General features: G+C 47.2%; 23 protein-coding genes and 1 other annotated feature. Of the genes, 3 read left to right on the top strand and 20 right to left on the bottom strand.

The features are described 5' to 3' along the window. Window positions 1-8: 8 nt before the first annotated feature. From infC to V7728_RS04780, 5 genes are all read right to left on the bottom strand, one after another. Entirely contained in the window at window positions 9-530 is a 522-nt protein-coding gene (infC, locus tag V7728_RS04800; protein ID WP_071543361.1) for a translation initiation factor IF-3, read from the bottom strand. Window positions 531-588: 58 nt separating this feature from the next. Then, window positions 589-719, bottom strand: a sequence feature (ribosomal protein L20 leader region). A gap of 182 nt (window positions 720-901) precedes the next feature. Next, entirely contained in the window at window positions 902-1,585 is a 684-nt protein-coding gene (gene lrgB, locus V7728_RS04795) for an antiholin-like protein LrgB (protein WP_007408093.1), read from the bottom strand. A 12-nt stretch (window positions 1,586-1,597) separates the two neighbouring features. Then, a complete protein-coding gene (gene lrgA / locus V7728_RS04790; protein WP_007408092.1) occupies window positions 1,598-2,035 on the bottom strand; it encodes an antiholin-like murein hydrolase modulator LrgA in 438 nt (145 codons plus the stop codon). Between the two features lie 129 nt (window positions 2,036-2,164). Continuing rightward, window positions 2,165-2,899: a LytR/AlgR family response regulator transcription factor gene (locus V7728_RS04785; protein ID WP_007408091.1), complete on the bottom strand. Its 735-nt coding sequence runs from the start codon at window positions 2,897-2,899 to the stop codon at window positions 2,165-2,167. After that, window positions 2,877-4,658, bottom strand: coding sequence for a sensor histidine kinase (locus V7728_RS04780; protein ID WP_082998821.1), 1,782 nt, complete (start codon window positions 4,656-4,658; stop codon window positions 2,877-2,879). The genes V7728_RS04785 and V7728_RS04780 overlap by 23 nt, the downstream gene beginning before the upstream one ends. Before the next feature lie 186 nt (window positions 4,659-4,844). On the opposite strand from V7728_RS04780, the gene V7728_RS04775 reads away from it, so the two are divergent. Further along, a complete protein-coding gene (locus tag V7728_RS04775) occupies window positions 4,845-5,639 on the top strand; it encodes an HAD family hydrolase (protein ID WP_015240354.1) in 795 nt (264 codons plus the stop codon). 55 nt (window positions 5,640-5,694) lie between these two features. Here the strand turns inward: V7728_RS04775 and thrS are convergent, their stop codons facing one another. The 9 genes from thrS to V7728_RS04730 all read right to left on the bottom strand — a co-directional run bounded on the left by thrS (window position 5,695) and on the right by V7728_RS04730 (window position 15,029). Continuing rightward, entirely contained in the window at window positions 5,695-7,626 is a 1,932-nt protein-coding gene (thrS, locus tag V7728_RS04770) for a threonine--tRNA ligase (RefSeq protein ID WP_099567285.1), read from the bottom strand. Window positions 7,627-8,035: 409 nt separating this feature from the next. After that, the gene (ytxC, locus tag V7728_RS04765; RefSeq protein WP_015240356.1) at window positions 8,036-8,866 is read right to left on the bottom strand and encodes a putative sporulation protein YtxC; all 831 of its coding nucleotides are present in this window, start codon (window positions 8,864-8,866) and stop codon (window positions 8,036-8,038) included. 65 nt (window positions 8,867-8,931) lie between these two features. Then, the gene (locus V7728_RS04760; protein WP_025285089.1) at window positions 8,932-9,573 is read right to left on the bottom strand and encodes a TVP38/TMEM64 family protein; all 642 of its coding nucleotides are present in this window, start codon (window positions 9,571-9,573) and stop codon (window positions 8,932-8,934) included. Window positions 9,574-9,605: 32 nt separating this feature from the next. Next, window positions 9,606-10,541 carry a primosomal protein DnaI gene (gene dnaI, locus V7728_RS04755; protein ID WP_012118157.1) on the bottom strand — a complete coding sequence of 312 codons (936 nt, stop codon included), beginning with the start codon at window positions 10,539-10,541 and terminating at the stop codon, window positions 9,606-9,608. A 24-nt stretch (window positions 10,542-10,565) separates the two neighbouring features. Then, window positions 10,566-11,975: a replication initiation and membrane attachment family protein gene (locus tag V7728_RS04750; RefSeq protein WP_014418608.1), complete on the bottom strand. Its 1,410-nt coding sequence runs from the start codon at window positions 11,973-11,975 to the stop codon at window positions 10,566-10,568. Between the two features lie 111 nt (window positions 11,976-12,086). Further along, complete coding sequence (nrdR, locus tag V7728_RS04745; RefSeq protein ID WP_003152473.1) at window positions 12,087-12,545, bottom strand: transcriptional regulator NrdR; 459 nt, start codon at window positions 12,543-12,545, stop codon at window positions 12,087-12,089. 248 nt (window positions 12,546-12,793) lie between these two features. Continuing rightward, window positions 12,794-13,174, bottom strand: coding sequence for an adenosylmethionine decarboxylase (speD, locus tag V7728_RS04740; protein WP_003152471.1), 381 nt, complete (start codon window positions 13,172-13,174; stop codon window positions 12,794-12,796). A gap of 238 nt (window positions 13,175-13,412) precedes the next feature. Then, window positions 13,413-14,435, bottom strand: coding sequence for a glyceraldehyde-3-phosphate dehydrogenase (locus tag V7728_RS04735; protein ID WP_007408083.1), 1,023 nt, complete (start codon window positions 14,433-14,435; stop codon window positions 13,413-13,415). Window positions 14,436-14,642: 207 nt separating this feature from the next. Further along, window positions 14,643-15,029 carry a winged helix-turn-helix transcriptional regulator gene (locus V7728_RS04730; protein WP_003152469.1) on the bottom strand — a complete coding sequence of 129 codons (387 nt, stop codon included), beginning with the start codon at window positions 15,027-15,029 and terminating at the stop codon, window positions 14,643-14,645. Between the two features lie 183 nt (window positions 15,030-15,212). Here V7728_RS04730 and V7728_RS04725 point away from each other — a divergent pair, with 183 nt between their 5' ends. Together V7728_RS04725 and V7728_RS04720 are read left to right on the top strand one after the other, a co-directional pair. After that, window positions 15,213-16,412 (top strand): MFS transporter, encoded by a 1,200-nt coding sequence (locus V7728_RS04725; RefSeq protein ID WP_038464123.1) that lies wholly within the window; start codon window positions 15,213-15,215, stop codon window positions 16,410-16,412. A gap of 58 nt (window positions 16,413-16,470) precedes the next feature. Then, window positions 16,471-17,313, top strand: coding sequence for an aldo/keto reductase (locus tag V7728_RS04720; protein ID WP_007408081.1), 843 nt, complete (start codon window positions 16,471-16,473; stop codon window positions 17,311-17,313). 38 nt (window positions 17,314-17,351) lie between these two features. Here the strand turns inward: V7728_RS04720 and coaE are convergent, their stop codons facing one another. The 6 genes from coaE to V7728_RS04690 form a co-directional block, all read right to left on the bottom strand. Then, the gene (gene coaE, locus V7728_RS04715; protein ID WP_099567002.1) at window positions 17,352-17,945 is read right to left on the bottom strand and encodes a dephospho-CoA kinase; all 594 of its coding nucleotides are present in this window, start codon (window positions 17,943-17,945) and stop codon (window positions 17,352-17,354) included. Between the two features lie 15 nt (window positions 17,946-17,960). Then, window positions 17,961-18,593, bottom strand: coding sequence for a sporulation membrane protein YtaF (ytaF, locus tag V7728_RS04710; protein ID WP_003152461.1), 633 nt, complete (start codon window positions 18,591-18,593; stop codon window positions 17,961-17,963). A gap of 136 nt (window positions 18,594-18,729) precedes the next feature. Next, complete coding sequence (mutM, locus tag V7728_RS04705; protein WP_025285093.1) at window positions 18,730-19,560, bottom strand: DNA-formamidopyrimidine glycosylase; 831 nt, start codon at window positions 19,558-19,560, stop codon at window positions 18,730-18,732. 24 nt (window positions 19,561-19,584) lie between these two features. After that, on the bottom strand, window positions 19,585-22,224 hold the full coding sequence (gene polA, locus V7728_RS04700) for a DNA polymerase I (RefSeq protein WP_059368240.1): 2,640 nt from the start codon (window positions 22,222-22,224) through the stop codon (window positions 19,585-19,587). 246 nt (window positions 22,225-22,470) lie between these two features. After that, window positions 22,471-24,210: a two-component system histidine kinase PnpS gene (gene pnpS / locus V7728_RS04695; RefSeq protein ID WP_099567003.1), complete on the bottom strand. Its 1,740-nt coding sequence runs from the start codon at window positions 24,208-24,210 to the stop codon at window positions 22,471-22,473. Beyond that, entirely contained in the window at window positions 24,203-24,922 is a 720-nt protein-coding gene (locus V7728_RS04690; RefSeq protein ID WP_003152457.1) for a response regulator transcription factor, read from the bottom strand. Before V7728_RS04690 ends, pnpS begins: the two co-directional genes overlap by 8 nt. Between the last annotated feature and the right edge of the window lie 199 nt (window positions 24,923-25,121).

Here is a 25,121-nt window from a genome sequence, read left to right as displayed (position 1 = left end):
TTTCCTCCTTATTGCTTTTCGTTTTTCGGCGCAAGCATTAAGAACATGCTGCGGCCGTCCATTTTTGGTTTTGTTTCGACTGTCGCAACTTCCGCACATGCTTCAGAGAAACGGTCCAATACGCGCTGGCCGATTTCTTTATGAGTGATTGCGCGCCCTTTAAAGCGGATAGAAGCTTTCACTTTATCGCCTTTTTCAAGGAATTTAATCGCATTGCGCAATTTCGTGTTAAAGTCATGCTCATCGATCGTCGGACTTAATCTAACTTCTTTTAAGTTAATGATTTTTTGATTTTTGCGTGCTTCTTTGTCCTTTTTCTGCTGCTCGAATCTGAACTTACCGTAGTCCATGATGCGGCAGACAGGCGGTTTTGCATTTGCTGCAACTAACACAAGGTCAAGATTTGCGCGGCCGGCGATTTCAAGTGCTTCCTGACGGGACTTGATGCCGAGCTGATCGCCATTTTGTCCGATCAGACGAACTTCACGTGCACGGATACCCTCATTAACCAATTGATCTTTGCTAATAATGAGCCACCTCCATAGTTTCTTCGAATTGATTCACAACGCTTGTTGACTGCATTCTGCAGGCAAACAAAAAGTGCGGGCATGACAACACACCCACACTACGAACATCTGCATAAATAAAAATGTACGGTCAACCTGCCAACTACATGAATGTGTCAATCAGGTGAGAAGCGGGTGCCTCTGCTTGTGATTTATATTCAATTCAATAACTATTCTACACAATACCGGATCATTAGTCAAGAATGACTTCTCCGGATCAACTTTTTCATTTTAACACGATGCCGGGTCGAGCGCAAGGAAAAATGTGAAATTTCATTCTTTGCCGCCCGCGGACGTGCCAACACAATAAAAAAACCCGGGTCTATGACCCGGGTTTATCCTCCGATGAGCTGAACGAATACCGGAATGACCAGCACCGTCACCACTCCTACGACGACAACCGCGATACTTGCCATTGCCGCTTCTACTTCTCCCATCTCAATACCGACCGCAACACCGAGTGCGTGTCCGGATGTGCCGAGAGCCAGTCCCTTAGAGATCGGGTGTTTCACTTTAAAGAGTTTTAAGAATAGAGCGCCCAGAGCATAGACGATAACGGCGTTGAAAATAACGGCGAAAGCGGTGATGTCGGTGATGCCGCCGATTCCTTTTGACAGCGGAAGGGCAATTGCCGTTGTCGCCGCCTGCGGAAGCATGCTTTTCATAACGGCCGCGTCAAGATGAATGCCTTTTGCGATCAAATAGACAATCGTGACTGAGCAGATAGAGCCGACAATGATAGAAGACATGATCTGCCACCAGTATTTTTTCAGTTTGTCACGCTGTTTGTATAAAGGGATGGCAAAAGCGATCGTCGCGGGCTCCAGGAAGAATTTAATAATGTCTCCCCCGCTTTTATAATCTTCATATGAAAAACCGCCGAGCTTCAGAAAAAGGATTCCAAGCACCATCGCGACAAACAGCGGGGTGAAGAGGAAAAAGCCTCTCGTTTTTTTAAATAAATACGTGCCGATGCCAAAGGCCGCAAGTGAAACGACAATACCGAAATATGGACTCATCCGATTTCCCTCCTAATGCTGCACAAGTTCTTTTTCCTGATTGGAACGGCGCACCGTTTGTTTTTCAGGGGCTGCCTTCTGACGTTTTTGGCTGACAGACAAGATCAGCTGAGAAAAAAGGCCCGTCGCCCCTAACAGAATGATGGTGGCGAGTAAAATGACGAGTGCGATCTGCACGCCGTACTGCTGCATGACGCCAAGTGAATTCATCACGGAGATGCCCGACGGGACAAATAAAAATCCGATCAGTGACGTTAATGATGTTCCCAGCGTTTCTACTTGTTCAAGCTTAATCACTTTCAGGCATAAGAGGACAAATAATAACACCAAACCTACTACGGAAGCGGGTATAGGAATGGGGACAATCGCTGCAATCCCATTAGATATGAGCATAATTACGGCAAAAATAAATGCTTGTGTCAGAAATCCGTACACTTTTTTCGCACTCATTTTCTTCACCTCTTTCTCTTTGTTAGGTCCATTATAAAAGAGAAATCGCCTTTTAAAGCGCTTTCATAACAAACGGCTGAATATTCATTCTGAAATGCAAAAAACGGCTGCTGAAATGCAAAAGCCGCCTCATATAATATGAAGCAGCTTTTTTAAGTCCTTGGCGTATGTACGGCTGACGGGAATTTTAGAGCCGTCTTTTAAGATAAGATTGTACGTCGAATTAAACCACGGATGAATTTCTGTAATATGCTCCGTATTCACGATGAACGCGCGGTGCACTCTCAAGAAACCCGTATCAGGCAGTTTTTTCTCAATGACCGCCAAAGTTTCGTGAACGGAATAAGACGCGGCAAACGTTTTAACGGAAACGTGTCCGTCCTCCATGCCGGCGAAAATAATGTCCTTCGTATCTAAAATGACAATAGATTCACCGGCTGATACAGCCAGTTTATGCGCTCCGGCTGCGGACGGCTGCTCTGAGACGGCTCCTGCCCTGTCCCGCTTCACTCTTTTAAACTTTCTGATCGTCTGGCGCACTCTTTCTTCATCAAAAGGCTTCGTTAAATAATCGAGCGCGTCGACTTCAAAGGCTTTTAAAGCAAATTGGTCATACGCCGTCGCAAAAACGACGGCCGGCGGATTTTTCATGTTTTTCAGCCGTTTGGCAATGTCAAATCCGTTTTCTCCTGACAAATCAACGTCCAAAAACAGCAGATCCGGTTTTTGATCCATCATACTGTCAAAAGCGGATTCAATATTTTCAGCTTCGTTTATGTCACTTACTTCATTCGTCCGTTTCAGCAAATAAGCTAATTCATCTCTTGCCAGCATTTCATCATCAACGATTAACACCTTCAGCATGTTCTTCTCCTTTAGTCATCAGTTTCAAAGGCAGCTCAAATGATACGTCCGTACCTTTGCCGGCCTCACTTTCCAATCGCAGGGCTGCTTTGGGGCCGAACAGCCCGATCAGCCGCTGATTTAAATTGTAAAGCGCGGTTCCCGTCCCTTCTTTAGACGGCAGCGGATGGTTTCCGAGCACGGACAGCAATTCCGGATCAATTCCCCGCCCGTTATCTCCAACCCGCATTAAAACCGACTGACCGGAGGATACCACGCTGACATTGACGGCACAGCTGTCCTGCTTTCTTGAAAATGCATGGCGGAGCGCATTTTCGACGAGAATCTGCAGCACAAAAGGAGGAATTTCGATGTCCTCCAAACCGCGTTCGATTTCAAGACTGATTTTATATTTCCCGGGAAAACGGGCCTGCTCCAATGATAAATACGCCTGCAGATGGTTCAGTTCTTTAGAAAGCGGGATGAGCAGCTGCCTTGCCCCCTGCAGATTGGAACGGAAATAGACGCTGAGCTGCAGCAGAAGCTTTCGGGTTTTTTCCACATCCGTACGGCAAAGAGCAGAAATCGTATTGATCGCATTAAACAGAAAATGCGGATTGACCTGTGCCTGAAGCGCCTTTATTTCTGCGTCTTTCAGCAATTTGCTCTGCAGTTCCGCCTCGCCGAGTTCAAGCTGGGTGGAAAACAGCATGGCGAGTCCTTCTGCAAGCTCTTCTTCAACCCGGCTTAAACCTGACGGGCTTTTAAAGTACATTTTCAGCGTCCCGATCGTTTTGCCGTTTGACGTCAGCGGCAATACGATCGCCGCATGCAGCGGACAGGGATCGTGCGTGCATTCAATTTCTTCCTTTGATGTCGCTTTCATAATATGACCCGTTTTAATGACGCGTTTTGACAATCCGGTGATCAGGCTTTCAGACGGAATATGATGGTCGGCACCCGCGCCGACGTGCGCCAAAATCTTTTCGTTATCCGTAAGCGATACCGCGTCCGTTCCTGTTTGCCTGTGAATGATGGCGGCGACGCTTTTGCATGAGCTTTCATTCAGCCCCTGGCGGAAAAACGGAAGCGTCTGATCGGCAATCATCAGCACCCTATGGGTTTCAAGGGCTCTCGCCCGTTCTTCCTTCCGGATAATCGACTGAATGATCGAAAGAAAAATAAAAGTCCCTGACCCGTTTACCAATATCATCGGGATGCCGATGATGCTCACAAGCGTCCAAGCATCAGAAAACGGCTTGGCCATCAAGAGGATGAGCAGCATTTGCAGCGATTCCATTCCGAGTCCGACAAGCGCGGCCACCCGCGGTGTCGGCATCGCATAGCGTTTTCTGAAATACCGTCCGATCCAGCCGGACAAAATGCCCGCTAAAACGGATGAGACGGCACAGCTGACTGCGGTCGCGCCGCCGAGTGATAAACGATGCAGGCCGGCCAGTATGCCGACGCCGATCCCCACATACGGGCCGCCTAAGAGTCCGCCGATTTCAACGCCCATAATTCTTGTATTGGCAATTGAACCGGACGGATTAATTTGAAACACCCAGTCATTATTCATGATTGTATTCCGCTGAATTTCTATTCCCGTATAGTTGCTGATGATACTGAACAGCGAGAAAATTGAAATCAGCACCGCTTTGCCTTTATAGCTCTCAGGCTGCTGGAGCGCCTGTCTGAACAATCTGGTATGAGCCAGAACAAATCCCAATATGACGATAATTCCGACTCTTTCCAGCATCATGATGATCAAATGCAGCATACTTTTCACCTGTTCTTTCAAATTTAATTTTATCACGTTTTAGAGCCTGAGACAGAATCTGACACAAACCTGCCTGTTTTTTTCAAATCATCTGAAAACAAATCTTTCACAGTCTATATATCTATTGTAGAATAAACGGGAGCCTTGCGGCAGAGAGTTTCAGAATATAACAAAGAGGAGAAGATCATGAAAGCCGTATTTTTTGATTTGGACGATACACTGTTATGGGATGAAAAAAGCGTCAGAACAACATTCAGGGAAACATGTTTACAAGCGGAAAAAAAATATGGCCTTGACCCGCATACATTTGAAGATGCGGTTCGGAAGGCGGCACGGGAATTGTATATGTCATACGAAACCTATCCTTATACGGTCATGATCGGCATTAATCCGTTTGAAGGATTGTGGGCGAATTTTTCCGAGCCGGTCAGCGAAGGATTTAAACAGCTGAATCGGATTGCGCCGGAATACAGACGAAACGCCTGGACGAACGGCTTAAAAAGCGTCGGTATAGACGATGCGGCTTACGGCGAATATTTGGCGGAGTTTTTCGCGGCGGAACGCAGACAGCGTCCGTACGTGTATGATGAAACGTTTGCGGTGCTTGATAAGCTGAAAGGTGTTTATGAATTGCTTCTGCTGACAAACGGCGATCCCAGCCTGCAGAAAGAAAAACTCGCCGGCGTTCCTGAGCTTGCGCCTTATTTTAATGAAATCGTCATCTCAGGCGCTTTCGGAAAAGGGAAACCCGACGCCTCCATATTCGAACATTGCCTCGGCCTCCTGAACCTGAAAAAAGAAGACGCCATTATGGTCGGAGATAACCTCAATACTGATATATTGGGAGCGAAACGGGCAGGCATTACGACAGTCTGGGTAAACCGGACGCAAAAGAAAAATGATACGGACATTGCGCCTGATTACGTGATCAGCGATCTTCACGAGCTGTTTGCGATTATAGAGAAACAAAAAGAAAGATAATTTTATACGCAAAAAAAACCCCATTCTGAATGAACGGGGTTTTTTGTATTTCCGGTTATTTTTTCGCTTCGGCTACAGCCTTTTTCACAAAATCGTCCAATGAGACGGTTTCTGATTTCTGCTCGCCGTATTTCCGGACGTTTACCGCGCCGTTTTCCGCTTCTTGGTCACCGACCACAAGCATGTACGGGATTTTTTGCATTTGCGCTTCACGGATTTTATAGCCGATTTTCTCGTCCCGGCTGTCAAGCTCGACACGCAGGCCTTCACGCTGCAGGCGCTCCTGCACTTTTTTCGCATAGTCAAGATGCACGGACGGTGATACAGGAATGACTTGGAACTGCACCGGCGCAAGCCATGTCGGAAGGGCGCCTTTGTGCTCTTCGATTAAGAAAGCAACGAAACGCTCCATCGTTGACACGACACCGCGGTGAATAACGACAGGGCGGTGCTGTTTGCCGTCTTCTCCGACGTAAGTGAGATCAAAGCGTTCCGGAAGAAGGAAGTCAAGCTGTACAGTTGACAATGTCTCTTCTTTGCCGATCGCCGTTTTCACCTGTACGTCAAGCTTAGGGCCGTAAAACGCCGCTTCGCCTTCCGCTTCATAGTAGTCATGGCCGATTTCGTCCATTGCCGCCTTCAGCATGGATTGCGCTTTGTTCCACATCTCATCATCATCAAAATATTTTTCCGTATCTTCAGGATCGCGGTAAGACAGGCGGAATGTGTAATCACTCAGGCCGAAGTCTTCGTATACGTCTTGAATCAAACGGACCGTGCGGATGAATTCTTCTTTAATCTGGTCAGGGCGGACGAAAATGTGCGCGTCATTTAACGTCATGCCGCGTACGCGCTGAAGACCTGAAAGCGCCCCGGACATTTCATAACGATGCATCGTTCCCAGCTCTGCGATGCGGATCGGAAGCTCGCGGTAGCTGTGAATGTCCTGTTTGTAAATCATCATATGGTGAGGACAGTTCATCGGACGGAGCACGAGTGTTTCATTGTCCATTTCCATCGGCGGGAACATCGTATCCTGATAATGATCCCAGTGCCCTGATGTTTCGTACAGGTCTTTGCTTCCGAGAACAGGCGTATAGACGTGCTCATAACCGAGGCTCAGCTCTTTATCCACAATGTAGCGCTCGATCACGCGGCGGATGGTTGCGCCTTTCGGCAGCCAGAGCGGCAGGCCTTGTCCGACTTTTTGAGAGTTGGCGAACAATTTTAATTCTTTGCCCAGTTTTCGGTGGTCACGTTCTTTCGCTTCTTCAAGCATCCGCAAATGCTCTTTCAGGTCATCCTTTTTAAAGAAGGCCGTGCCGTAAATGCGCTGAAGCATTTGGTTTTTGCTGTCGCCGCGCCAGTATGCGCCCGCAAGGCTCAGCAGCTTAAATTCTTTAATTTTGCCTGTAGACGGCACGTGCACGCCGCGGCACAGGTCAAAAAATTCGCCCTGCTCATAAATGGAGACCGTTTCGTCTTCAGGGATGGCATCCAGCAGTTCAAGCTTCAGATTATCGCCGATTTCCGCAAACATGGCTTTTGCTTCATCACGGCTCACTTCTTTTCGGATAATCGGCAGATTTTCACCGACGATGCGTTTCATTTCTTTTTCAATCTTCGGAAGGTCATCCGGCGTCAGCGCCTGCTCCATTTCAACGTCATAATAGAACCCGTTTTCAATGACGGGGCCGACTCCGAATTTCACATCTTTATAAATGCGTTTAATCGCCTGGGCCAATAAATGCGCCGTGCTGTGCCGCATGATGTTCAAGCCTTCTTCTGTGCCTTCTGTAATGATTTCTACGGCACCATCCTCTTGAATCGGCGTTCTTAAATCAATTTCCTGTCCGTTCAGTTTTCCGGCTAAAGACTTTTTCTTTAATCCCGGACTGATGGATGCCGCGATATCTTCTGTTGTTGTTCCTTTCGGAAATTCCTTTACCGCTCCGTCCGGAAATGTGATGTTGATCATATCTGACATCTTCGTCACTCCTTTTTTTATGCAAATCAAAAACCCCGCCCCCTATGAAAGGGACGAGGTTAAATAAACGGAATCGTGGTTCCACCCTTTTTTCCGCGCGGCCGATTGTTTCGGCACCTGCGGCTCTAAACTCTGTAACGGGAGTTCCCGTCAGCTATTACTGGCGCTTCTTCCGGCGTTCACAGCTGAAGTTCAAAGGCGGTAAAGACAATGATCCATAGCTGGAAAGCTTTCAGCCTGGGCTCTCCTCTCTTATAAAGCCGGTATCAATGCTTCATGTCCTTATCAATACGTGTAGCAATCATTAATCTTTTATGTATTATAAAATGTCTGTGAGAAAAATGCAACTCGGTTTTCCGTCTGATTTCGCAAAGACAGCCTTGCCGCTTACACAAGGCCGTCCGTGCGGCTATCCTTCCGTCTTCTCGGCTGCAAATGCGCCCAGCGGAAAAAGGCGCACCCTCTCCTGAAACACGTTTTGAATCGTTCTGGACATCATATGCTCCGGTTTGTCCGTATACAGTTCTACCGTCTCAGGCGCAATGGAGATCAGCGGCGCAAGGAGATGGGAATCTATATACATCGGGTGCTCCCGCACAAACCGTCTGTCTATGTATTTTTTCTGTTCCCGTTCTGACAAATAGCGCAGCTCCCACAGCGTAAAAGCCCGGTCATGTACGATGCGGACTTTCTTCATCCGCGGCGGATTGGATGTCACATAATCTCTCAGAGACTGGATAAAGTTTTGATATTCCTGTTCCATCCGGTATTCATCTATCGCAGCCTCCGCGTATTCTCTGAGCCGCTCATAATACCTGCCGAGCCGGAACGTCTGAAACGAACGCACGGAAAAAACACCCGCATCAAGTGAAATCGTCCGGAGCGCATCTGAAATAAACTGTGTGCGCGGCTCTTTCTTCGGCTCGAACGGATGATCATCAAGCTCTCCTTCCATAATGCTGTGTGCAAGCTGAAGGATTTGCTGCTGTTCATCCTGATCGGTGAAGCAGTATGCATCCTCAATAAGCGAAAGCATATGCTCGTCTTCTTTGCATTCCAAAAAAAACCTGACAAGTATCGGCTCAATAAAGCGCTGAACGCAAAAAGCCGTTTCAGACCTTGCGATTCCGACTTTTTTTATGCCTTCACGGACAATAAAATGTCTCCGGTCGTCCGATTGCTGAATGAGATGTAAAAAAGCGGCGGTATCGTGGTCATCTTCAAAGATCACTTCAAGCATATTTGTCCCCCCTTACGGCATCTGTTACAAGTATATGGGGGATGTTTTTAAAATAGACGTAAAGGTTAGCTTTCACCGCCGAACAAATGGCGCACCTTCTTTTTAAATATAACGGGAAGCGATAAAAATACGATGTAAAGACAGATCACGCCGAGTACGGTCAGCACATTTCCGGACATAAAGCTCGCGCCGAGCACATTCAAGACGATCGTCCCCGGAATGATGCCCGCTGCGGTCGCCAAAAAATACGTCATCGGCCTGACTTTCGATAGGCCCGCGGCATAGCTGATCACATCAAAGTTAACAGGCAGAATACGCAGGATAAAAATATAAAAGAAGCCATTGGTTTTCATCTGTTTTTGAATGGCTTCCATTTTTCCATGACGGCTTTTCTCATTAAAGGCAAACAGCCCCGCCGCAAAAAAAGACGCGGCGGCAGCGCCCATTGAGCCCGCCAGCGTATACATGGTGCCGAAAAACGGGCCGAACGCCAATCCTCCGGCGACGGAAACGATTGATACGGGAAACAGCACAAAAGGCCTGACGATGGAAATTCCGATAAACACAAGCGGCGCAAAAACACCGAACGATAATACCCACAGCCGGATCTCCTTAGGCGACAGATTCAGATATTTGCGGTTTGCCCACAGCAAAAGGCCCGCTCCCGCCGCAGCCGCAGCCCAAGTGACAGCCTTCTTATTCCTCATTCCCTTCAAATCCTTCCCATTGGACGCCGGCATCATGAACGGCGGCGGTTTTCCCCGTCAAGACGGACGGGCGAAGCCAAATATAAAATCCGCTCCATCAGTCTTGCCGCTTTTACTTCTTCCTTTTCTCCCCGCTGTGAATACGTAAAATGATGCTTCAGCTCGTCAGGTGAGAAATTAGACGAGAAGAAAGTGGGAAGCTGCTGGCTCATTCTGTGCTGAAGCACGGTGCCGATGACCTCATCTCTGACCCAGCTTGTCATTGACTCCGCTCCGATGTCATCAAGCATCAATACGGGCGTCGTTTTCACCATATTCAGTTTCGCCTCCAACGACTGATCCTGGAGCGAGTTTTTCAGCTCTCTGACAAATTCGGGAACATATACGATCATTGATGAATACTCTTTTTCCGCCAGTTCGTTAGCAATGGCGGCTAAAATAAATGTCTTTCCGATTCCGAATTTTCCGTACAGATACAGCCCTTTGCCTTTTCCCGTTTCATTATAGCTCTTCAGAAAATCCGTCACATGCTGGAAAATGCCGACTCTGCTCGGATCGGTAATGTCGATCTGCTGAAAGGTCGCGCCGAGAAGATCCTGCTGGATATACATGCTCTTCATCAGGGACTTTTGCCTTTTCTGGCGGTCGAGCTTTCTCTTTTCCGGACATTCGTAATATTCAATATCGATGGAACGCCCGTTGATCACAAGCTTCGGATGATAGCCTTCAAGCAGGCTGTTCGTCCGGCTGTCTTTCGAACAGAAGGCGCACTGTTTGCTTTGCTGAACGAATTCGTACAGTTTATTTAACCCTCTGTCAATCATGCTTTGATTGATTACATCTTTCTGTTCCTTCAAAAAAGCCTGGACGTCTTCGTCGGCCATGACTTGCTGCTGCATTCGTTCCAGGCGTTTTTGAAAGTCAGGTCTTTTCGTCACGCCTTCTAAGGATCGGCTGATCGGTTCCATTCAATATCACCCCGCTTCTCTGTCTCAATAGGCAGAGTATTTTTTCAGTTTTTTCATTTCTTCCATCATTTTTTTCTTCTGTTCTTCAAGATCCTGCGCGGAAAGAGCCGGCTGTTCTTGTTTCTTCCCGGTTTCTTCTTCTTTCATCCAATCAGGGCGCTTTTCTTCCCGGACGGTTTTTTTGCCGCGCGCCGCGCCGTTTGTTTTGCCGTCCGCCCAATCAAGATATTGCCTGTGCTCTTCTATTGCGAGCTTCATTGCTTCCCGTACCGTTTTGACTTTCTTTCTGGCCCAGTGGGCGGCGATTTTTTGGATATAGTTTTTGGACAGCTTCATATCCGTTTTCAGCATGACATAATAAATCAGCACATTGGTGACGCCGGGCTCAAGCTTTTGTTCGAACATAATATCGGCGATAATCTGCAAGTCGGCTTTTGACGGCTCGGTCCCGTCCGCAATGTCCTGAAGAAGCTTTCTCGGTGATATGGTCTCAAGCTGTGCGATGAGTTCGCCGTTCAATGAATCGTCCTTTTCCGTCCGGTTTTCTCTCAAGGTGACAGGCTGTGTTTTATCAATCAGTTCCGGAAGCTTACCGCTTCTTTCAATTTGGTACCAGTCGCTGGCCGCTTTCCTCAGCGCTTCGGCCGTTATCGTATCCTGTTCATTAATTGCGGTCATGACGACGTGCTGCATGGAGATAGGATCTATTCCGTATAAATATGAAAGCTTTTTAATGCTCTCCCGCACGTCCTGCGTGATTGATTTACGCGGTATCATCGTTTCTGACAGTCCCGCCATGAAAAGCTCAAAATCAAATACTTCCTCCGTCACCGTATAGGAAGGCGCTTGTCCGACAGACGCTGTCTCATAGTCCTCGGGGAGCTTCATCGCCTCTTCCATATCAGGCGTCATTTTCCATTCACTCGGCTGAAAAGAGGCAAAGGCGTGATTAAACGGACGGGTAATTTCCCTTGCGTCCGCGCCGACGGAAGGGTGCGTGTAAAATTGTCTCAGCTGCTGGTATTTCGTTTTACCGACTCTGTTATAAAGAAAGACATTCAGCATGCCGTCTTCAAAAAAATCATTCGGTCTGAGCGGGGGCAGCAGCTCATAAATAAACATCCGCTCTTTTTGCTCGGACTCCCGGATATACACTTTCAGCAGCCCGATTCCTTCAAGCTTTCCCTGTTCATGATGAATCTTTTTTAAATTTGACTGCATCATGCCCATCAGCTGCCTGTGCGTGGATTCCGCTCCCCACAAGCGGTTCTGCTCAAGCTCCCCCCATAAGGTCATATAAAGGGAGAATGCAAAAGAACCGATCAGCGGCTGGTACAGATGTGTCAAAACCTGTCTGTCGACATCCTGAAGAAGCGAACGGCTTTTGACCGTATAAGGATCTACAGGCAATACGTCATTCCAATAGTCAGCCATGATTCTCAAACCTTCCGATATGTTTCTACTCTCATTTTACACCGTTTCTGCGATCTATCAAATGCCAATTTTGCTCATGAGAAAAGAGCCAGACACAATCTCTTAGCTCTCTCAGCGTTCTTTCTTTATTAAATCTTTCAATTCATCGATAAACACGTTTATATCCTTAAACTGCCGGTAGACGGAGGCAAAGCGGACATAAGACACCTCATCGATTTTCGCCAGACGGTCCATTACCATTTCTCCGACAAGTTCGCTTTTGACTTCAGATACACCTTGGTTTCTCAGCTCTTTTTCAATGTCAAAGCACATGTCTTCCAATGTTTTTAAAGGAACGGGCCTTTTTTCACAAGCTTTAATTAACCCGCGCAGCATTTTTTCACGGCTGAATTCTTCCCGGACGCCTTCTTTTTTCACGACGATCAGAGGCATCTCTTCAAACTTCTCAAATGTAGTGAAGCGGTAATGGCAGGCTTCGCATTCCCGCCTTCTGCGGATTGATTTCCCTTCGTCCGCAGGCCGTGAATCAAGTACGCGGGAACCGTTGTGCTGGCATGAAGGACATTTCAAATTGGATCAGCTCCCATCTGTTTCGTTGCTGTAATGCGGTTCGCAAGCTTCCGGTAAATGCCCGCCAACGTTTCTAGGATGAGCCTATTTGTTGGGAGAGCCGATAGACCGGCCTTATCCTTTCTATTTTACAAAAAAAATGCTTAAAGAAAAAGCAATGCTGTTTTTTTACATTAGAAAAGGAGCATCAGCTTCAAAGCGCGTAATGGCTTTTTCAGCTTAGCTCCCTTGTGTTTGCGTTTTGAAAATTACAGTACTTTCGCTTGTGCCTGTTTAATCTGTACAGGCCCCATTCCTCTCGGTATTTCAATGTTTTCTCTTGTATCTGCATGTAATGCGTCCGCAATGTAATCCGCAGCCACATTAGGATCCAGGTCTCCACAAGTATAAACATCAATGCTTGCATATCCGTGTTCAGGAAAACTGTGAATCGTTAAATGTGACTCAGAGATAATAACGACTCCGCTTACGCCTTGCGGTGCAAATTTGTGAAATGCGACCTCGCGCACTTCAGCTCCTGATTTCAAAGCAGCATTTACAAACGTTTTTTCAATAAAATCCATGTCATTGAGCTTATCAAAATCGCATCCCCACAGCTCGGAGATGACGTGACGCCCCATTGTTTCCATAATCATGGACCCCCCTTAACAAGAATTAAAAAAGTGAATTTCCGAGAACTGACCCGGCCATTTACCACGGGGGAAAGTTAGTCCGGAGAGGTCCTAACCCTTTAAGTAATTCCGAAGCAGTCACGAGCAAGAAGTTCACGAAAGATAGTATACTGTGTTTAAGTTTATTTTGCAAGGTGTGTTTTTTGCGAATATGCCGTTAAGGGTTTTTTTCTAACAAATGTCCATGATCTTTAGTCTACACAGCTGACGGGTGTTTCATTCGCGCGGCGACGTGACGGATAAGATCAACGACCCGGCAGGAATATCCCCATTCATTGTCATACCAGGCGAGCACCTTTACTTTTCGGTCTTCCATCACCATTGTTGTCAGTCCGTCGATGATCGCAGAGTGTGAATTCGTATTATAATCCGAAGAAACGAGCGGCTCATCCGAATAATCAAGAATTCCGTACATCGACGTTTTTGCGGCTCTTTGGAAAGCGGCGTTTACTTGCTCGGCCGACACATCTGTTTTCAGATCGCAGACAAGGTCCACTAATGACACATTCGGAACGGGAACACGCAAAGCGAGACCGTGAAGTTTTCCTTTCAAATGAGGCAGCACGAGCGACAGCGCTTTGGCGGCGCCTGTAGAAGTCGGAATGATGGATTCTCCGCACGCTCTCGCCCTCCGCAGATCTTTATGCGGATTGTCGATATTTTTTTGATCATTCGTGTAAGCGTGAACAGTCGTCATCAGGCCGCTTTCAATCCCGAATTCCTGATCAAGCACTTTGACGACCGGCGCAAGACAGTTTGTCGTGCAGGATGCATTTGAAATAATGACATGTTCATCGGGATTGAACTGCTCTTCATTTACTCCCATGACAATGGTAACGTCTTCATTTTTGCCCGGAGCCGTTAAAATGACTTTTTTCGCCCCTGCTTCAATATGGCTCATCGCTTTTTCTTTTGAATTAAATTTCCCCGTTGCCTCTACGACGATGTCTATTCCGCATTCTTTCCACGGAAGCTCTCTCGGGTCCCGGCGATTGAACAGCATAATATGTTTTCCGTTGACGATCAGGCTGTCGTCGGAGGTCTCAACTTCTTGATCGTATTTGCCGTGAATTGTGTCATACTTTATCAAATGAGCAAGCGTTTCCGGGGGATAGCTTGCATTAATGGCTGTTATTTGAATTTGATCATCTTCCATTGCTTTTCTGAACACCATTCTTCCGATTCTTCCAAACCCGTTGATTGCTACTTTTACCTTCATGCTCAGGTCACCCCTTTTTAATATGCCACTCTAATTTACCTTTATTTATATATAGTATAACACATTAAAAGAAATCCGCCAGTACAACTTGATAAAAATCCACCCTTATACCGATCAATATGTTGTTCAATCGGTTTTTTTGCATATAAAATGATCTTTCTTCCATAAAAAAAGCAGGATCAGCGTCTCAGGCTGCCTGCTTTTTTCTTATATTTGTCCCGGTTCTTTAAATTTGTCATTTAAAATGCTGTCCTCTAAAACGGAAGACACCTCGCCGTACCGTTTAGCAATATGCATCGCGCCCCAGTCGCACAGCGCGTTTAAAATTCTTTCCAGACTGTGCCCGTATTCACTCAGCTCGTATTCCACTTTCGGCGGCACCTGATTGTACACGATCCGGTTGATGACGCCGTCAGCTTCCAGCTCCCGCAATTGCTGTGTCAGCATCTTCTGGGTGATGTCCGGCATAAGCCGCTTCAATTCGCTTGTGCGTTTTTTCCCGCGCATGAGGTGGCAGAGGATCACACACTTCCATTTTCCGCCGATCACTTCAAGCGCCGCTTCTACGGATATATTGTATTTTTTCTTCAGCAACGGTAATTCCTCCTCATCTATAGGAACTAAAAAGTGCCTATGGCACTTAAAAGTACGTTCTTTTCAATGACACTTCTATCGATCATAATGACATTTGCCGGCTGAAAAGGAATGTACTCTTATACTTATATCGTTTACCCGGCATCATTTCAACCATACATTATCGTTCAAGGAGGAAAACAGATGTCTTCACATCGCCAAAGCTATTTACCAGCGCTGCTGGCATTAGCCGTCAGCGCTTTTGCGATCGGCACAACCGAATTTATCAGCGTCGGGCTGCTGCCGCTTATATCTCAAGATCTGCATATACCTGTGACAACGGCGGGACTTACCGTTTCCATGTATGCTCTGGGCGTGACATTCGGCGCGCCGGTTTTAACGTCTCTCACATCCGGCATGTCGCGGAAAACGCTGCTGCTCTGGGTGATGTTAATTTTTATCGCCGGAAATACACTCGCAGCGAGCGCTTCCTCAATCGGCGTCTTACTGGCGGCACGGGTCATTTCGGCTTTTTCCCACGGCATTTTCATGTCAATCGGGGCAACAATCGCCGCCAATATCGTGCCGGAGCATAAAAGAGCAAGCGCGATTTCTATCATGTTTACGGGGCTGACGGTGGCTACGGTGACCGGCGTTCCGTTCGGCACCTATCTCGGCCAGCAATTCGGATGGAGAATCGCATTTGCCGTCATTGTGGCGGTAGGAATCATCGCATTCCTCACAAACGCGCTCCTCGTTCCGTCGCATTTGCGCAAAGGGACGAAAACCGCATTTTCCGAGCAGGTCAAACTCGTCACAAACGGCCGGTTATTGCTTTTATTTATCATTACCGCGTTAGGCTACGGCGGAACGTTTGTCGTGTTTACGTATTTATCTCCGCTTCTTCAGGAGGTAACCGGTTTTCAGAAAGAAACCGTCGCGGCCATCCTGCTCGTTTACGGAATTGCGATTGCCATCGGAAACATGATTGGCGGCCGTTTATCAAACCGAAATCCGCTGAAAGCCTTGTTTTATATGTTCATTGTCCAGGCTGCTGTGCTGTTTGTTCTGACTTTTACCGCACCGTTTAAAACAGCCGGGCTGATCACCATTATTTTCATGGGGCTGTTGGCGTTTATGAATGTGCCGGGGCTTCAGGTATATGTTGTGATGCTGAGTGAACGTTTTGCGCCAAGCGCCGTTGATACAGCATCAGCCTTAAATATCGCGGCATTTAATGCCGGAATCGCGATCGGCTCGTTTGCCGGCGGAATCATTACAGACTCAATCGGAATCATTCATACCGCTTGGATCGGGGCGCTGATGGTGCTCAGCGCGGTCGTATTAACCGGATGGAGCAGGAAGCTTGAAAAGCGGGATCGCACTGCCCTTGAAAGGAGGTGAGTTTTTCTTCAGCGCATTTTGATTGTTTCAACAGACAACTAATAGGAGGAATATATACATGACAACACATTTACAAGCAAAAGCAACATTGCATAACGGAGTAGAGATGCCTTGGTTCGGCATCGGAGTTTTCAAAGTAGAGGAAGGCGCGGAACTCGTCAACGCGGTGAAAACGGCATTGGTGCACGGCTATCGCAGCGTTGATACCGCCGCGATTTACGGAAATGAAGAAGGTGTCGGCGAAGGCATCCGCCAAGGGCTGCAAGAAGCGGGGTTAAAACGTGAAGACATTTTTGTCACGTCAAAAGTATGGAATGCCGATTTAGGATATGAAGAAACGTTAAAAGCGTTTGACACAAGCTTAGAAAAACTCGGTTTAGATTATTTGGATTTATATTTGATCCATTGGCCTGTCGAAGGAAAGTACATCGATGCGTGGCGGGCGCTCGAAACCCTCTACCGGGATGGACGCATTAAGGCGATCGGGGTCAGCAATTTCCAAATTCACCACCTGAAACATCTCATGAAAGAGACGGAAATCAAGCCGATGATCAACCAGGTGGAGTACCATCCTCGTCTGACACAGAAAGAACTGCTTGCTTTCTGCACTGAACAAGGCATTCAGCTTGAAGCGTGGTCGCCATTGATGCAAGGTCAGCTGCTTGATCACACCGTCTTACAGGAAATCGCTGAGAAGTACGGCAAATCAGCCGCTCAAGTGATTTTGCGCTGGGATTTGCAGAACGGTGTCATCACCATTCCGAAATCAACTAAAAAACACCGTATTGAAGAAAATGCAAATGTCTTTGATTTCGAACTGTCAGCTGACGATATGAAGCGGATTGATGATCTGAACGAAAACCTCCGTGTCGGTCCGGACCCTGACAATTTTGATTTTTAACCAGAAAAACACCGTTCGGCTTTCCGAACGGTGTTTGTTTATGCCCAGCTGCTCAATACTTCCTCAAGCTGGTGCTTTGTATATTCAAGACTGCCGCTGTTATCAATGACGGCGTCAGCTTTTTTTGTTTTATCCGCTAAAGGCATTTGCGACGTTATCCGGCTCATCGCTTCTTCTTCTGTAAGGGAATTCCGCTCTATCAGCCGTTTAAGCTGAATGTCTGCCGGTACGGTGACGACGAGCACCTTGCCGACAAGATAATCAAGCCCGCTTTCATACAAAAGCGGTATATCCAAAACGACGAACTGCTCTTTTCGCGCAACGGCTTCATCCCGCTGTTTCAGCATTTCCGCACGCACCGCCGGATGAACGATCTGATTCAGCTTCAGACGCTTCTGTTCGTCAGTGAAAACGATAGAACCGAGTTTTTTTCTGTCAATACCGCCATTTTCCAGCAGGATGTCTTTTCCGAATGCCTCCACAATTTGTCCGTAAGCCGGCATTCCTTTTTCCACCGCCTGTTTTGCGATGACATCCGCATCAATGACTGTTATTTTTTTGTCGATCAGCATACGCGCTACCGTGCTTTTGCCGCTTGCGATGCCTCCCGTTAAACCGATGACCAAGCTCAAAAAGCCCACTCCTTCTTACATTTTCCAAATCCCGATGATAATCAGCAGGACTCCCGGCAAAAATGTCATTTTATCTATCCAATTCCATCTTGAAAGCAAATGCCCCGCGTTTATGCCGAGTGAAACAAACAGCGAGCTCATCAGCCCGACAGTCACGCTCATCATAACCGGAGAAAAGCCGAGAATGGCCGCTCCCAGCCCGGCGCCAAACGCGTCAATGGATAAGGCGATACCGAGCAGAAGCGCCTCGACTCCGTTAATGGTTCCGGATTGATCAATATCGGCGCTGGTCGGTTTTTTCAAAATATGAATGACGATGCCCAGCGATTTCACTTCAAGATTAAGTAACGTTTTTTCATGCAATAAGTAATCCGGCTCTTTAGCCGGTTTGAAAAATTGCCAGATGACCCATGCCCCGATTCCGATTAAGATCAGCCCGCCCAGTTTTTCCGTGACGGATACGGGAAAAATCTTTGTCAGAAAATGGCCGATCAGCATGGATATAAACATCACAGAGGCTGAACAGCAAGCGATCACGGCAATCGCTTTGAACGGGATTTTCATTTTTCTCAAACCATACGTAAACCCGACTGAAAAACTGTCCAAGCTGACAGCAAAAGCCAAAAGCAGCAAAGAAACAATCTCCATATCCGTTTCTCCCTTTCTCTTGATCGGCAATTGTGACATATGCCTATTGGGTGAATCACAATATATATATGGAGAAAGGTCATCAACTGTGTTAGAAAAAAGTCATTCTGCTGCCGCCTGCTTGAACAGCTTCAGTTTATGATTTTTTTTGGCAGCGGGCGCAAAAATGCGTACCCCTTCCGCCGACCACGATTTTAGAAATCATCGTGCCGCACGTTTTGCACGGTTCATCCTTTTTGCCGTATACGTAATGTTTGAGCTGAAACATTCCGATCTCCCCTTGAGAATTGATATAAGACCGGACGGTGCTCCCGCCCGCGTCAATCGCTTCCTGAAGGGTGTCTTTAATTTCTGTATGAAGCGTTTTTATCTGCCCGTCTGACAGACTGTTCGCTTTTGTCTCAGGATGAATACGCGCCCGGAATAAAGCTTCATCGACATAAATATTGCCGAGGCCGACGACCGCTTTTTGGTCGAGCAGGGCTGTTTTCACTGCGCGGTTCGTTTTTGCAAGCCGCTCTTTTAAATAAGCAGCGGTAAATGCTTCATCATCGGGTTCGGGCCCGAGCTGTGAAAGCGGTAATGCATTCTGTTCCTCTCCCGGCGCAAACAAATGCATCGTGCCGAATTTCCGGACATCCCGGTAGCGGAGCTGTGTTCCGTCCGTCATGTGAAACACGACGTGCACATGTTTATCGTCAGGCTCATCGGCCTGATGAAGACCGTATTTCCCCTCCATCCGCAGGTGGGACACCATGACATAATGATCCAGATGGAAAAGCAAAAACTTTCCCCTTCTTCCGATGGATCGGATTGTTTCTCCTGCAATCTGCCGCGCGAATTCCTCCGGCTCAGCGGGTTTTTTGATGATATTCGGCCATCTGATATCCGCCGATTCAATCGTTTTCCCCTTCACAAGACCGGTCAGAGTGCGCCGGACCGTTTCAACTTCTGGTAATTCCGGCACAATCATCACTTCCTTTTTCTCTGTTTATTTTGCATCGTACCAAGACGGCCCTGAAGCATAATCCGCCTTCAGCGGCACGTCTAATGCCAAAGCATGCTCCATCACTTCAGGAACCAGCTTCTCTAATATTTCAATTTCTTCCTTAGGCGCTTCAAAAATCAATTCATCGTGCACCTGAAGCAGCAGTCGCGCCTTCAGGTTTTTTTCTTTCAGCTCAGCTGCCATGTCAATCATGGCTTTTTTAATAATATCGGCGGCGCTTCCCTGAATCGGCGTATTCATGGCCGTCCGTTCCGCAAAGCTCCGCAGGTTGAAGTTGCGGCTGGTCAGCTCAGGAATATAGCGGCGGCGCTGCATAAGGGTCGTGACATATCCTTTTTGCTTCGCTTCCTGCACCGATTCTTCCATATACGCCTTAACGCCCGGGAAGCTCTCCAAATAGCGGTCTATAAAAGCGCCCGCTTCTTTCCGGGTGATGCCGAGGTTTTGTGACAGCCCGTAATCACTGATGCCGTAAACAATGCCGAAATTGACGGCCTTCGCCTGGCGGCGCATCGCTTGTGTCACTTCATCTTCACTGACATGAAACACGTCCATGGCGGTTTTTGTGTGAATGTCCATGTCATTCGTAAACGCTTCAATCAGATTTTCATCTTTTGAAATATGCGCAAGCACCCTTAATTCAATTTGTGAATAATCGGCGGCGAAAATAAGCCAGTCCGGTTCGGACGGTACGAAAGCCTGACGGATTTTCCGCCCTTCCTCCAGCCGGATCGGAATATTTTGCAGGTTCGGATCCGTTGAGCTGAGGCGTCCGGTTTGAGTCAATGCCTGATTGAATCGTGTATGCACCTTATGAGAATCCTTGCGCGTGACCTTCAGCAGCCCTTCAATATAAGTCGATTGGAGTTTGCCGATTTGTCTGTATTGCAGAATGTGCGCGACGATATCATGTTTGTCTGCGAGCTTCTCAAGCACATCGGCTGAAGTGGAATAGCCTGTTTTTGTTTTCTTTACTGGCGGCAGGCCGAGCTTTTCAAACAGAATGACGCCGAGCTGTTTTGGTGAATTGATGTTAAACGGCTCACCGGCGATGTCATGGATTTTTTCTTCATATTCTTTCAGCTTTGCCTTGAGCTCTTCGCCCATTCGCTTCAGTCTTTCAACATCCACTTTGACGCCCATTGATTCCATTTCTCCGAGAATTAGCGCAAGCGGGAGTTCGAGATCTTCATATAATTCAAGCTGATTATTTTCTTCCAGCGCATGCAGCAGTTTGTCACGGAGGCTGTTAACGGCAGACGCTTTCCGCGCGAGATGATCGGCAAGCTCTTTTTCAGCCGGAACGGCGCGCTTTGCGCCTTTTCCGTATACCGCTTCATCTTTTGAAACGATATTCAGCCCGTATTCTTTCGCTACGCTCGCGACATCGTCGTACGAATTGCCCGGGTTTATAATGTAGGCAGCAAGAAGCGCGTCAAATTCCGTTCCCTTCAGCTCAATTCCCTGCCAGCGCAAAGCGACGACTGAACGTTTGCTGTCGAACACCCACTTTTTCATCGATTCATCTTCAGCCCAAGATTTAAAAGTTTCAGACTGAATGGCGATTTCTTTCGGAATATAATAAAGACCTGTTTCATTCACGATGGAAAAGCCGAGGATCGGTTCTTCGTGATAGTTATCACCGATTTGTTCAACAACCAAAGCGGACGGCGAAACGAGCATATCTTCAGTGATTTCTTCTGCCGTTTCAACATTGATGTCTTCAAAATTTTCTTCCGCCGTTTCGCCGCTTTCTTCACCGAGCCGCTCAAGAAGCGTATTAAAACCGAGGTCTTTAAAAATGGCAACAACTTGTTCACGGTCAAACCCTTGGTAATCTAAATCTTCGGGCTTGACTTCAATCGGCGCATTTGTCATAATCGTCGCCAGCTCTTTGCTCATCAGGGCTTGTTCCTTATATTCTTCAAGCTTTTCTTTTAATTTTTTTCCGCTGACTTCATCAATGGAATCAAGCAGTTTCTCAACCGAATGGAACTGCTTTAAAAGCTTAATCGCGGTTTTTTCTCCGACGCCGGGGACGCCCGGTATGTTATCGGATGAATCCCCCATTAATCCCTTCATATCAATGATTTGCAAAGGGGTCAGACCGTACTTTTCTTGCACGTGCTCCGGCGTGTAATCTTCCACGTCGGTAATGCCTTTTCTCGTAATGGCAACGGTCGTTTTCCCGGTTGCAAGCTGGGTTAAGTCCTTGTCCCCCGAAACTACCTTTACTTCGAAGCCTTCTTTTTCAGCAGATACGGCAAGGGTGCCGATAATATCGTCCGCTTCATATTCAGGAAGCTCGTAGCGGCTGATTTTGTAGGCATCAAGGAGCTCGCGGATGAACGGCATCTGTTCTGAAAGCTCCGGCGGCGTTTTTTGTCTTCCGCCTTTATATTCTTTAAACGTACTGTGGCGGAAAGTGGTTTTTCCCGCATCAAAAGCCACCAGCATGTGGGTCGGCTTTTCATCTTCCAGCATTTTCATTAAAATCATCGCAAACCCGTATACGGCATTTGTATGGATGCCTTTTTCATTGCTTAAAAGCGGCAATGCAAAAAACGCTCGGTACGCCAGACTGTTTCCGTCGACAAGCACTAATTTTTTTCGTTCCGTCATTCAATATCCTCCTAAGAGCAAAAGCTCGTCATTCCTCTATTTTTTAATCTCACAGCTTCTCTTATTTTAACAAAGTTCAATTTGAAAGGAAAATGAGCGAACCCCGTGAAAACGCAAAAAAGGACGGGAACAAGAAAACACGTTCCCGCCGTCAAAATTGGCTCCTTGGATGAAGGGGTTCTGTTATATCCTAACAAGATAGGTTTAACAGGTCATGAAGAAATTGTTAATCCTTTGTAAAGCTGGTCACGCTTCCGGCTGCCGCTTCAGCGTCACGGTAAATACAGTCCCCTGTCCCGGCTCGCTTGTGACCTCGATTTTACCTTCATGGGCTTCTATTAAGTGCTTCACGATGGCGAGGCCGAGCCCGGTTCCTCCCGAGTTGCGGCTTCTGTCTTTATCCACGCGGTAGAATCTCTCAAATATCCGCGGGATCTCTTCCTTCTGAATGCCGATTCCCGTATCGGACACTTTGATATCGACAACGGTTTCTTTCACATGTACCGAAATCCCCACCGTCCCTTTTTCAGGCGTGTAGGTCAGGGCATTGTTCGCCAGATTCAAAAACACCTGCTTCAGCCTGTGCGCATCACCCGTCACAAAAATCGGCTCTTCCGGGAGATCGAGCTGAAAGCTGATGCCTTTTTCCTCAGCCTTATGCCGCAAAAGCGCTTCAATTTCATGCAGAATTTTTGCGGCGTCAAAGGACTCTACGCGCATCGTAAAGTTTTGCTGCTCCATCTTGGATAAATCCAGTAAATCCTGCACGAGAGATTGGAGCCGCTCACTTTCTTTCAGAATGATAGACAGAAAATCTGAAAGCGCCTTTTCGTCTTTCATCGCTCCGTCTAACAGTGTTTCCGTAAAGCCTTTAATGGAGGTGATCGGTGTTTTCAGTTCATGGGAGACATTGGCGACGAAGTCCTTTCTCATCTGCTCCAATTTTTTAATTTCCGTCATATCGTGAAAGACGAGGACGATGCCCTTCCATTCATCGTCAGGGCCCATGATCGGAACGCCGTCAACTTCAAAGTAGCGCCGCTCAATGTTGATGGGAAGTCTGAGCAGCTGGCATTTTTTCGTCTCCGTCATAAAAATGTCTTCGACAAGCCGAATGATCTCCTCATGTTCAAACGCATCATGGTAAAGGCGCCGAAGCAGACGTTCAGGCTTTGTATGAAACTGCTTCGTGTATGACCGGTTCACGAGATTGATAAAACCTCTCCCGTCTATTAAAATCAAACCAGATCCGATATTTTCAATGACGGTTAACAGACGATCGCGCTGCATATCCTGCGTTCTCGTCATTTCCATTAAATCGACCGCCAGGCTGTTCATCGCACGCCCGAGACGGTCCGACCGCCTTGCGTAACCGCTGTAGGAGCGGGCGTCATAATTCCCCTTGGACAGCTCCGTCGCCACCTTTGTCGCGGCGTCGATTGATTTTTTGTAACGGGACGTCATGTTTGTATAAAAGAAAACGATAATGATAAAAGCGGTACAAAGACTTGCTGCCAGCATGCCCCACATTTCTCCGGTAACGCTTGAACCGCCGTTGATCTCAGCGGAAACGAGTACATACCCCGCAATTTTCCCGGCGTCATTTTTTACGGCAGTGCCGCGGATGACTTTGGTTTTCGACTGTACGGCTTCCTCGCTTTTATTGTGAGAAATGAACTCCTTTACGGCTGAATCATCAGCACGACTGCCGGAATGATATACGGCGTCCCCCTTCTCATTGAGCACGGAGACGTTTATACCCAGGGTGCGGCCGGCGTCACGGATTACCGTTTCATTGCTTTTATTGCCGATTCTGCCGGCGTCAAGAAGGCCCGCTATGTATACCGATTCCTTTTTCAGCTGATCCGCCGTTCTTTCTTCAGCGGATGAAGAAATAAGCTGCTGTAAAAAAAGGCCGAGAACACTGAAAACCAATATGATACATACAACGAGTAAAGCGAACAGACGCACACGGACTTTATTCATTCATTTTTGGCTCCTCCAGTTTATACCCCAAACCTCTGATTGTTTTAATATAGATGGGTTTTTTGGTATTTGATTCGATTTTGTCGCGCAGATGACTGATATGAACGTCAACAATCCGGGTATCCCCGGCAAAATCATAGTTCCAGACCGCGCTCAGCAGAAGATCTCTCGTCAGCACTCTTCCCTTATGTTTTCCCAAATACAGAAGCAGTTCAAATTCTTTAGGTGTCAATTCCAGCTGTTCTGACTTAAAGTACGCTTCGTAATGCTCCGGAAGAATTTTCAGCTCACCGATGAGGATCTGCCCGTCCTTTTCCTCTTCTCTGCCTTGTGACAGCGAAGAAATGTCAGCCCTTCTTAAAATGGCTTTCACCCGCGCAGTGACTTCCCGCGGACTGAACGGCTTTGTCATGTAATCATCCGCTCCGAGCTCCAGTCCCAGCACTTTATCAAACTCCTCATCTTTTGCTGTCAGCATCAAGATCGGGACCATCATTTTCTGCTGTCTGAGCTGCTTACAGACGTCGATTCCGTCCACTTTCGGCAGCATGACATCCAGTACGATTAAATCCGGATTTTCATTCTCTGCCAGCTCCAGAGCCTCTTCACCGTCTGATGCGGTAATGACATCATAGCCGGACCGTTCCAGATTATACTGTAAAAGAGTAACGATAGATTGTTCATCATCTACAACTAAAATTTTTTTGTTCATGCTGCGCCCTCCGCTGTCTATTTTCCCCGACATCCAATTTTCTCTATTTTATGTGCTGCATATCACTTTATGATTTCATTTTATCCAATACTGCCCGTTCAGACAATTCGCCTTTTTGATCATTTTCAGAGAAAGGATCGCTCAGGGAAAAAGAAAACGCTTTCATTAATTGTAAAAAGAGGAAGGCTTCTGATTCGGA

The organism is Bacillus sp. JHAA (assembly GCF_036961585.1).
GTDB lineage: Bacteria > Bacillota > Bacilli > Bacillales > Bacillaceae > Bacillus > Bacillus velezensis.
This window is presented reverse-complemented; position numbering and strand designations above follow the sequence as displayed.

Excerpts from the sequence above, each read along its gene's own strand:
- lrgB (WP_007408093.1), bottom strand. The coding sequence starts at position 1,585 with ATGAGTCCATATTTCGGTATTGTCGTTTCACTTGCGGCCTTTGGCATC.
- lrgA (WP_007408092.1), bottom strand. The coding sequence starts at position 2,035 with ATGAGTGCGAAAAAAGTGTACGGATTTCTGACACAAGCATTTATTTTT.
- V7728_RS04785 (WP_007408091.1), bottom strand. The coding sequence starts at position 2,899 with ATGCTGAAGGTGTTAATCGTTGATGATGAAATGCTGGCAAGAGATGAA.
- V7728_RS04780 (WP_082998821.1), bottom strand. The coding sequence starts at position 4,658 with ATGCTGCATTTGATCATCATGATGCTGGAAAGAGTCGGAATTATCGTC.
- V7728_RS04775 (WP_015240354.1), top strand. The coding sequence starts at position 4,845 with ATGAAAGCCGTATTTTTTGATTTGGACGATACACTGTTATGGGATGAA.
- thrS (WP_099567285.1), bottom strand. The coding sequence starts at position 7,626 with ATGTCAGATATGATCAACATCACATTTCCGGACGGAGCGGTAAAGGAA.
- ytxC (WP_015240356.1), bottom strand. The coding sequence starts at position 8,866 with ATGCTTGAAGTGATCTTTGAAGATGACCACGATACCGCCGCTTTTTTA.
- V7728_RS04760 (WP_025285089.1), bottom strand. The coding sequence starts at position 9,573 with ATGAGGAATAAGAAGGCTGTCACTTGGGCTGCGGCTGCGGCGGGAGCG.
- dnaI (WP_012118157.1), bottom strand. The coding sequence starts at position 10,541 with ATGGAACCGATCAGCCGATCCTTAGAAGGCGTGACGAAAAGACCTGAC.
- V7728_RS04750 (WP_014418608.1), bottom strand. The coding sequence starts at position 11,975 with ATGGCTGACTATTGGAATGACGTATTGCCTGTAGATCCTTATACGGTC.
- speD (WP_003152471.1), bottom strand. The coding sequence starts at position 13,174 with ATGGAAACAATGGGGCGTCACGTCATCTCCGAGCTGTGGGGATGCGAT.
- V7728_RS04735 (WP_007408083.1), bottom strand. The coding sequence starts at position 14,435 with ATGAAGGTAAAAGTAGCAATCAACGGGTTTGGAAGAATCGGAAGAATG.
- V7728_RS04725 (WP_038464123.1), top strand. The coding sequence starts at position 15,213 with ATGTCTTCACATCGCCAAAGCTATTTACCAGCGCTGCTGGCATTAGCC.
- V7728_RS04720 (WP_007408081.1), top strand. The coding sequence starts at position 16,471 with ATGACAACACATTTACAAGCAAAAGCAACATTGCATAACGGAGTAGAG.
- ytaF (WP_003152461.1), bottom strand. The coding sequence starts at position 18,593 with ATGGAGATTGTTTCTTTGCTGCTTTTGGCTTTTGCTGTCAGCTTGGAC.
- polA (WP_059368240.1), bottom strand. The coding sequence starts at position 22,224 with ATGACGGAACGAAAAAAATTAGTGCTTGTCGACGGAAACAGTCTGGCG.
- pnpS (WP_099567003.1), bottom strand. The coding sequence starts at position 24,210 with ATGAATAAAGTCCGTGTGCGTCTGTTCGCTTTACTCGTTGTATGTATC.
- V7728_RS04690 (WP_003152457.1), bottom strand. The coding sequence starts at position 24,922 with ATGAACAAAAAAATTTTAGTTGTAGATGATGAACAATCTATCGTTACT.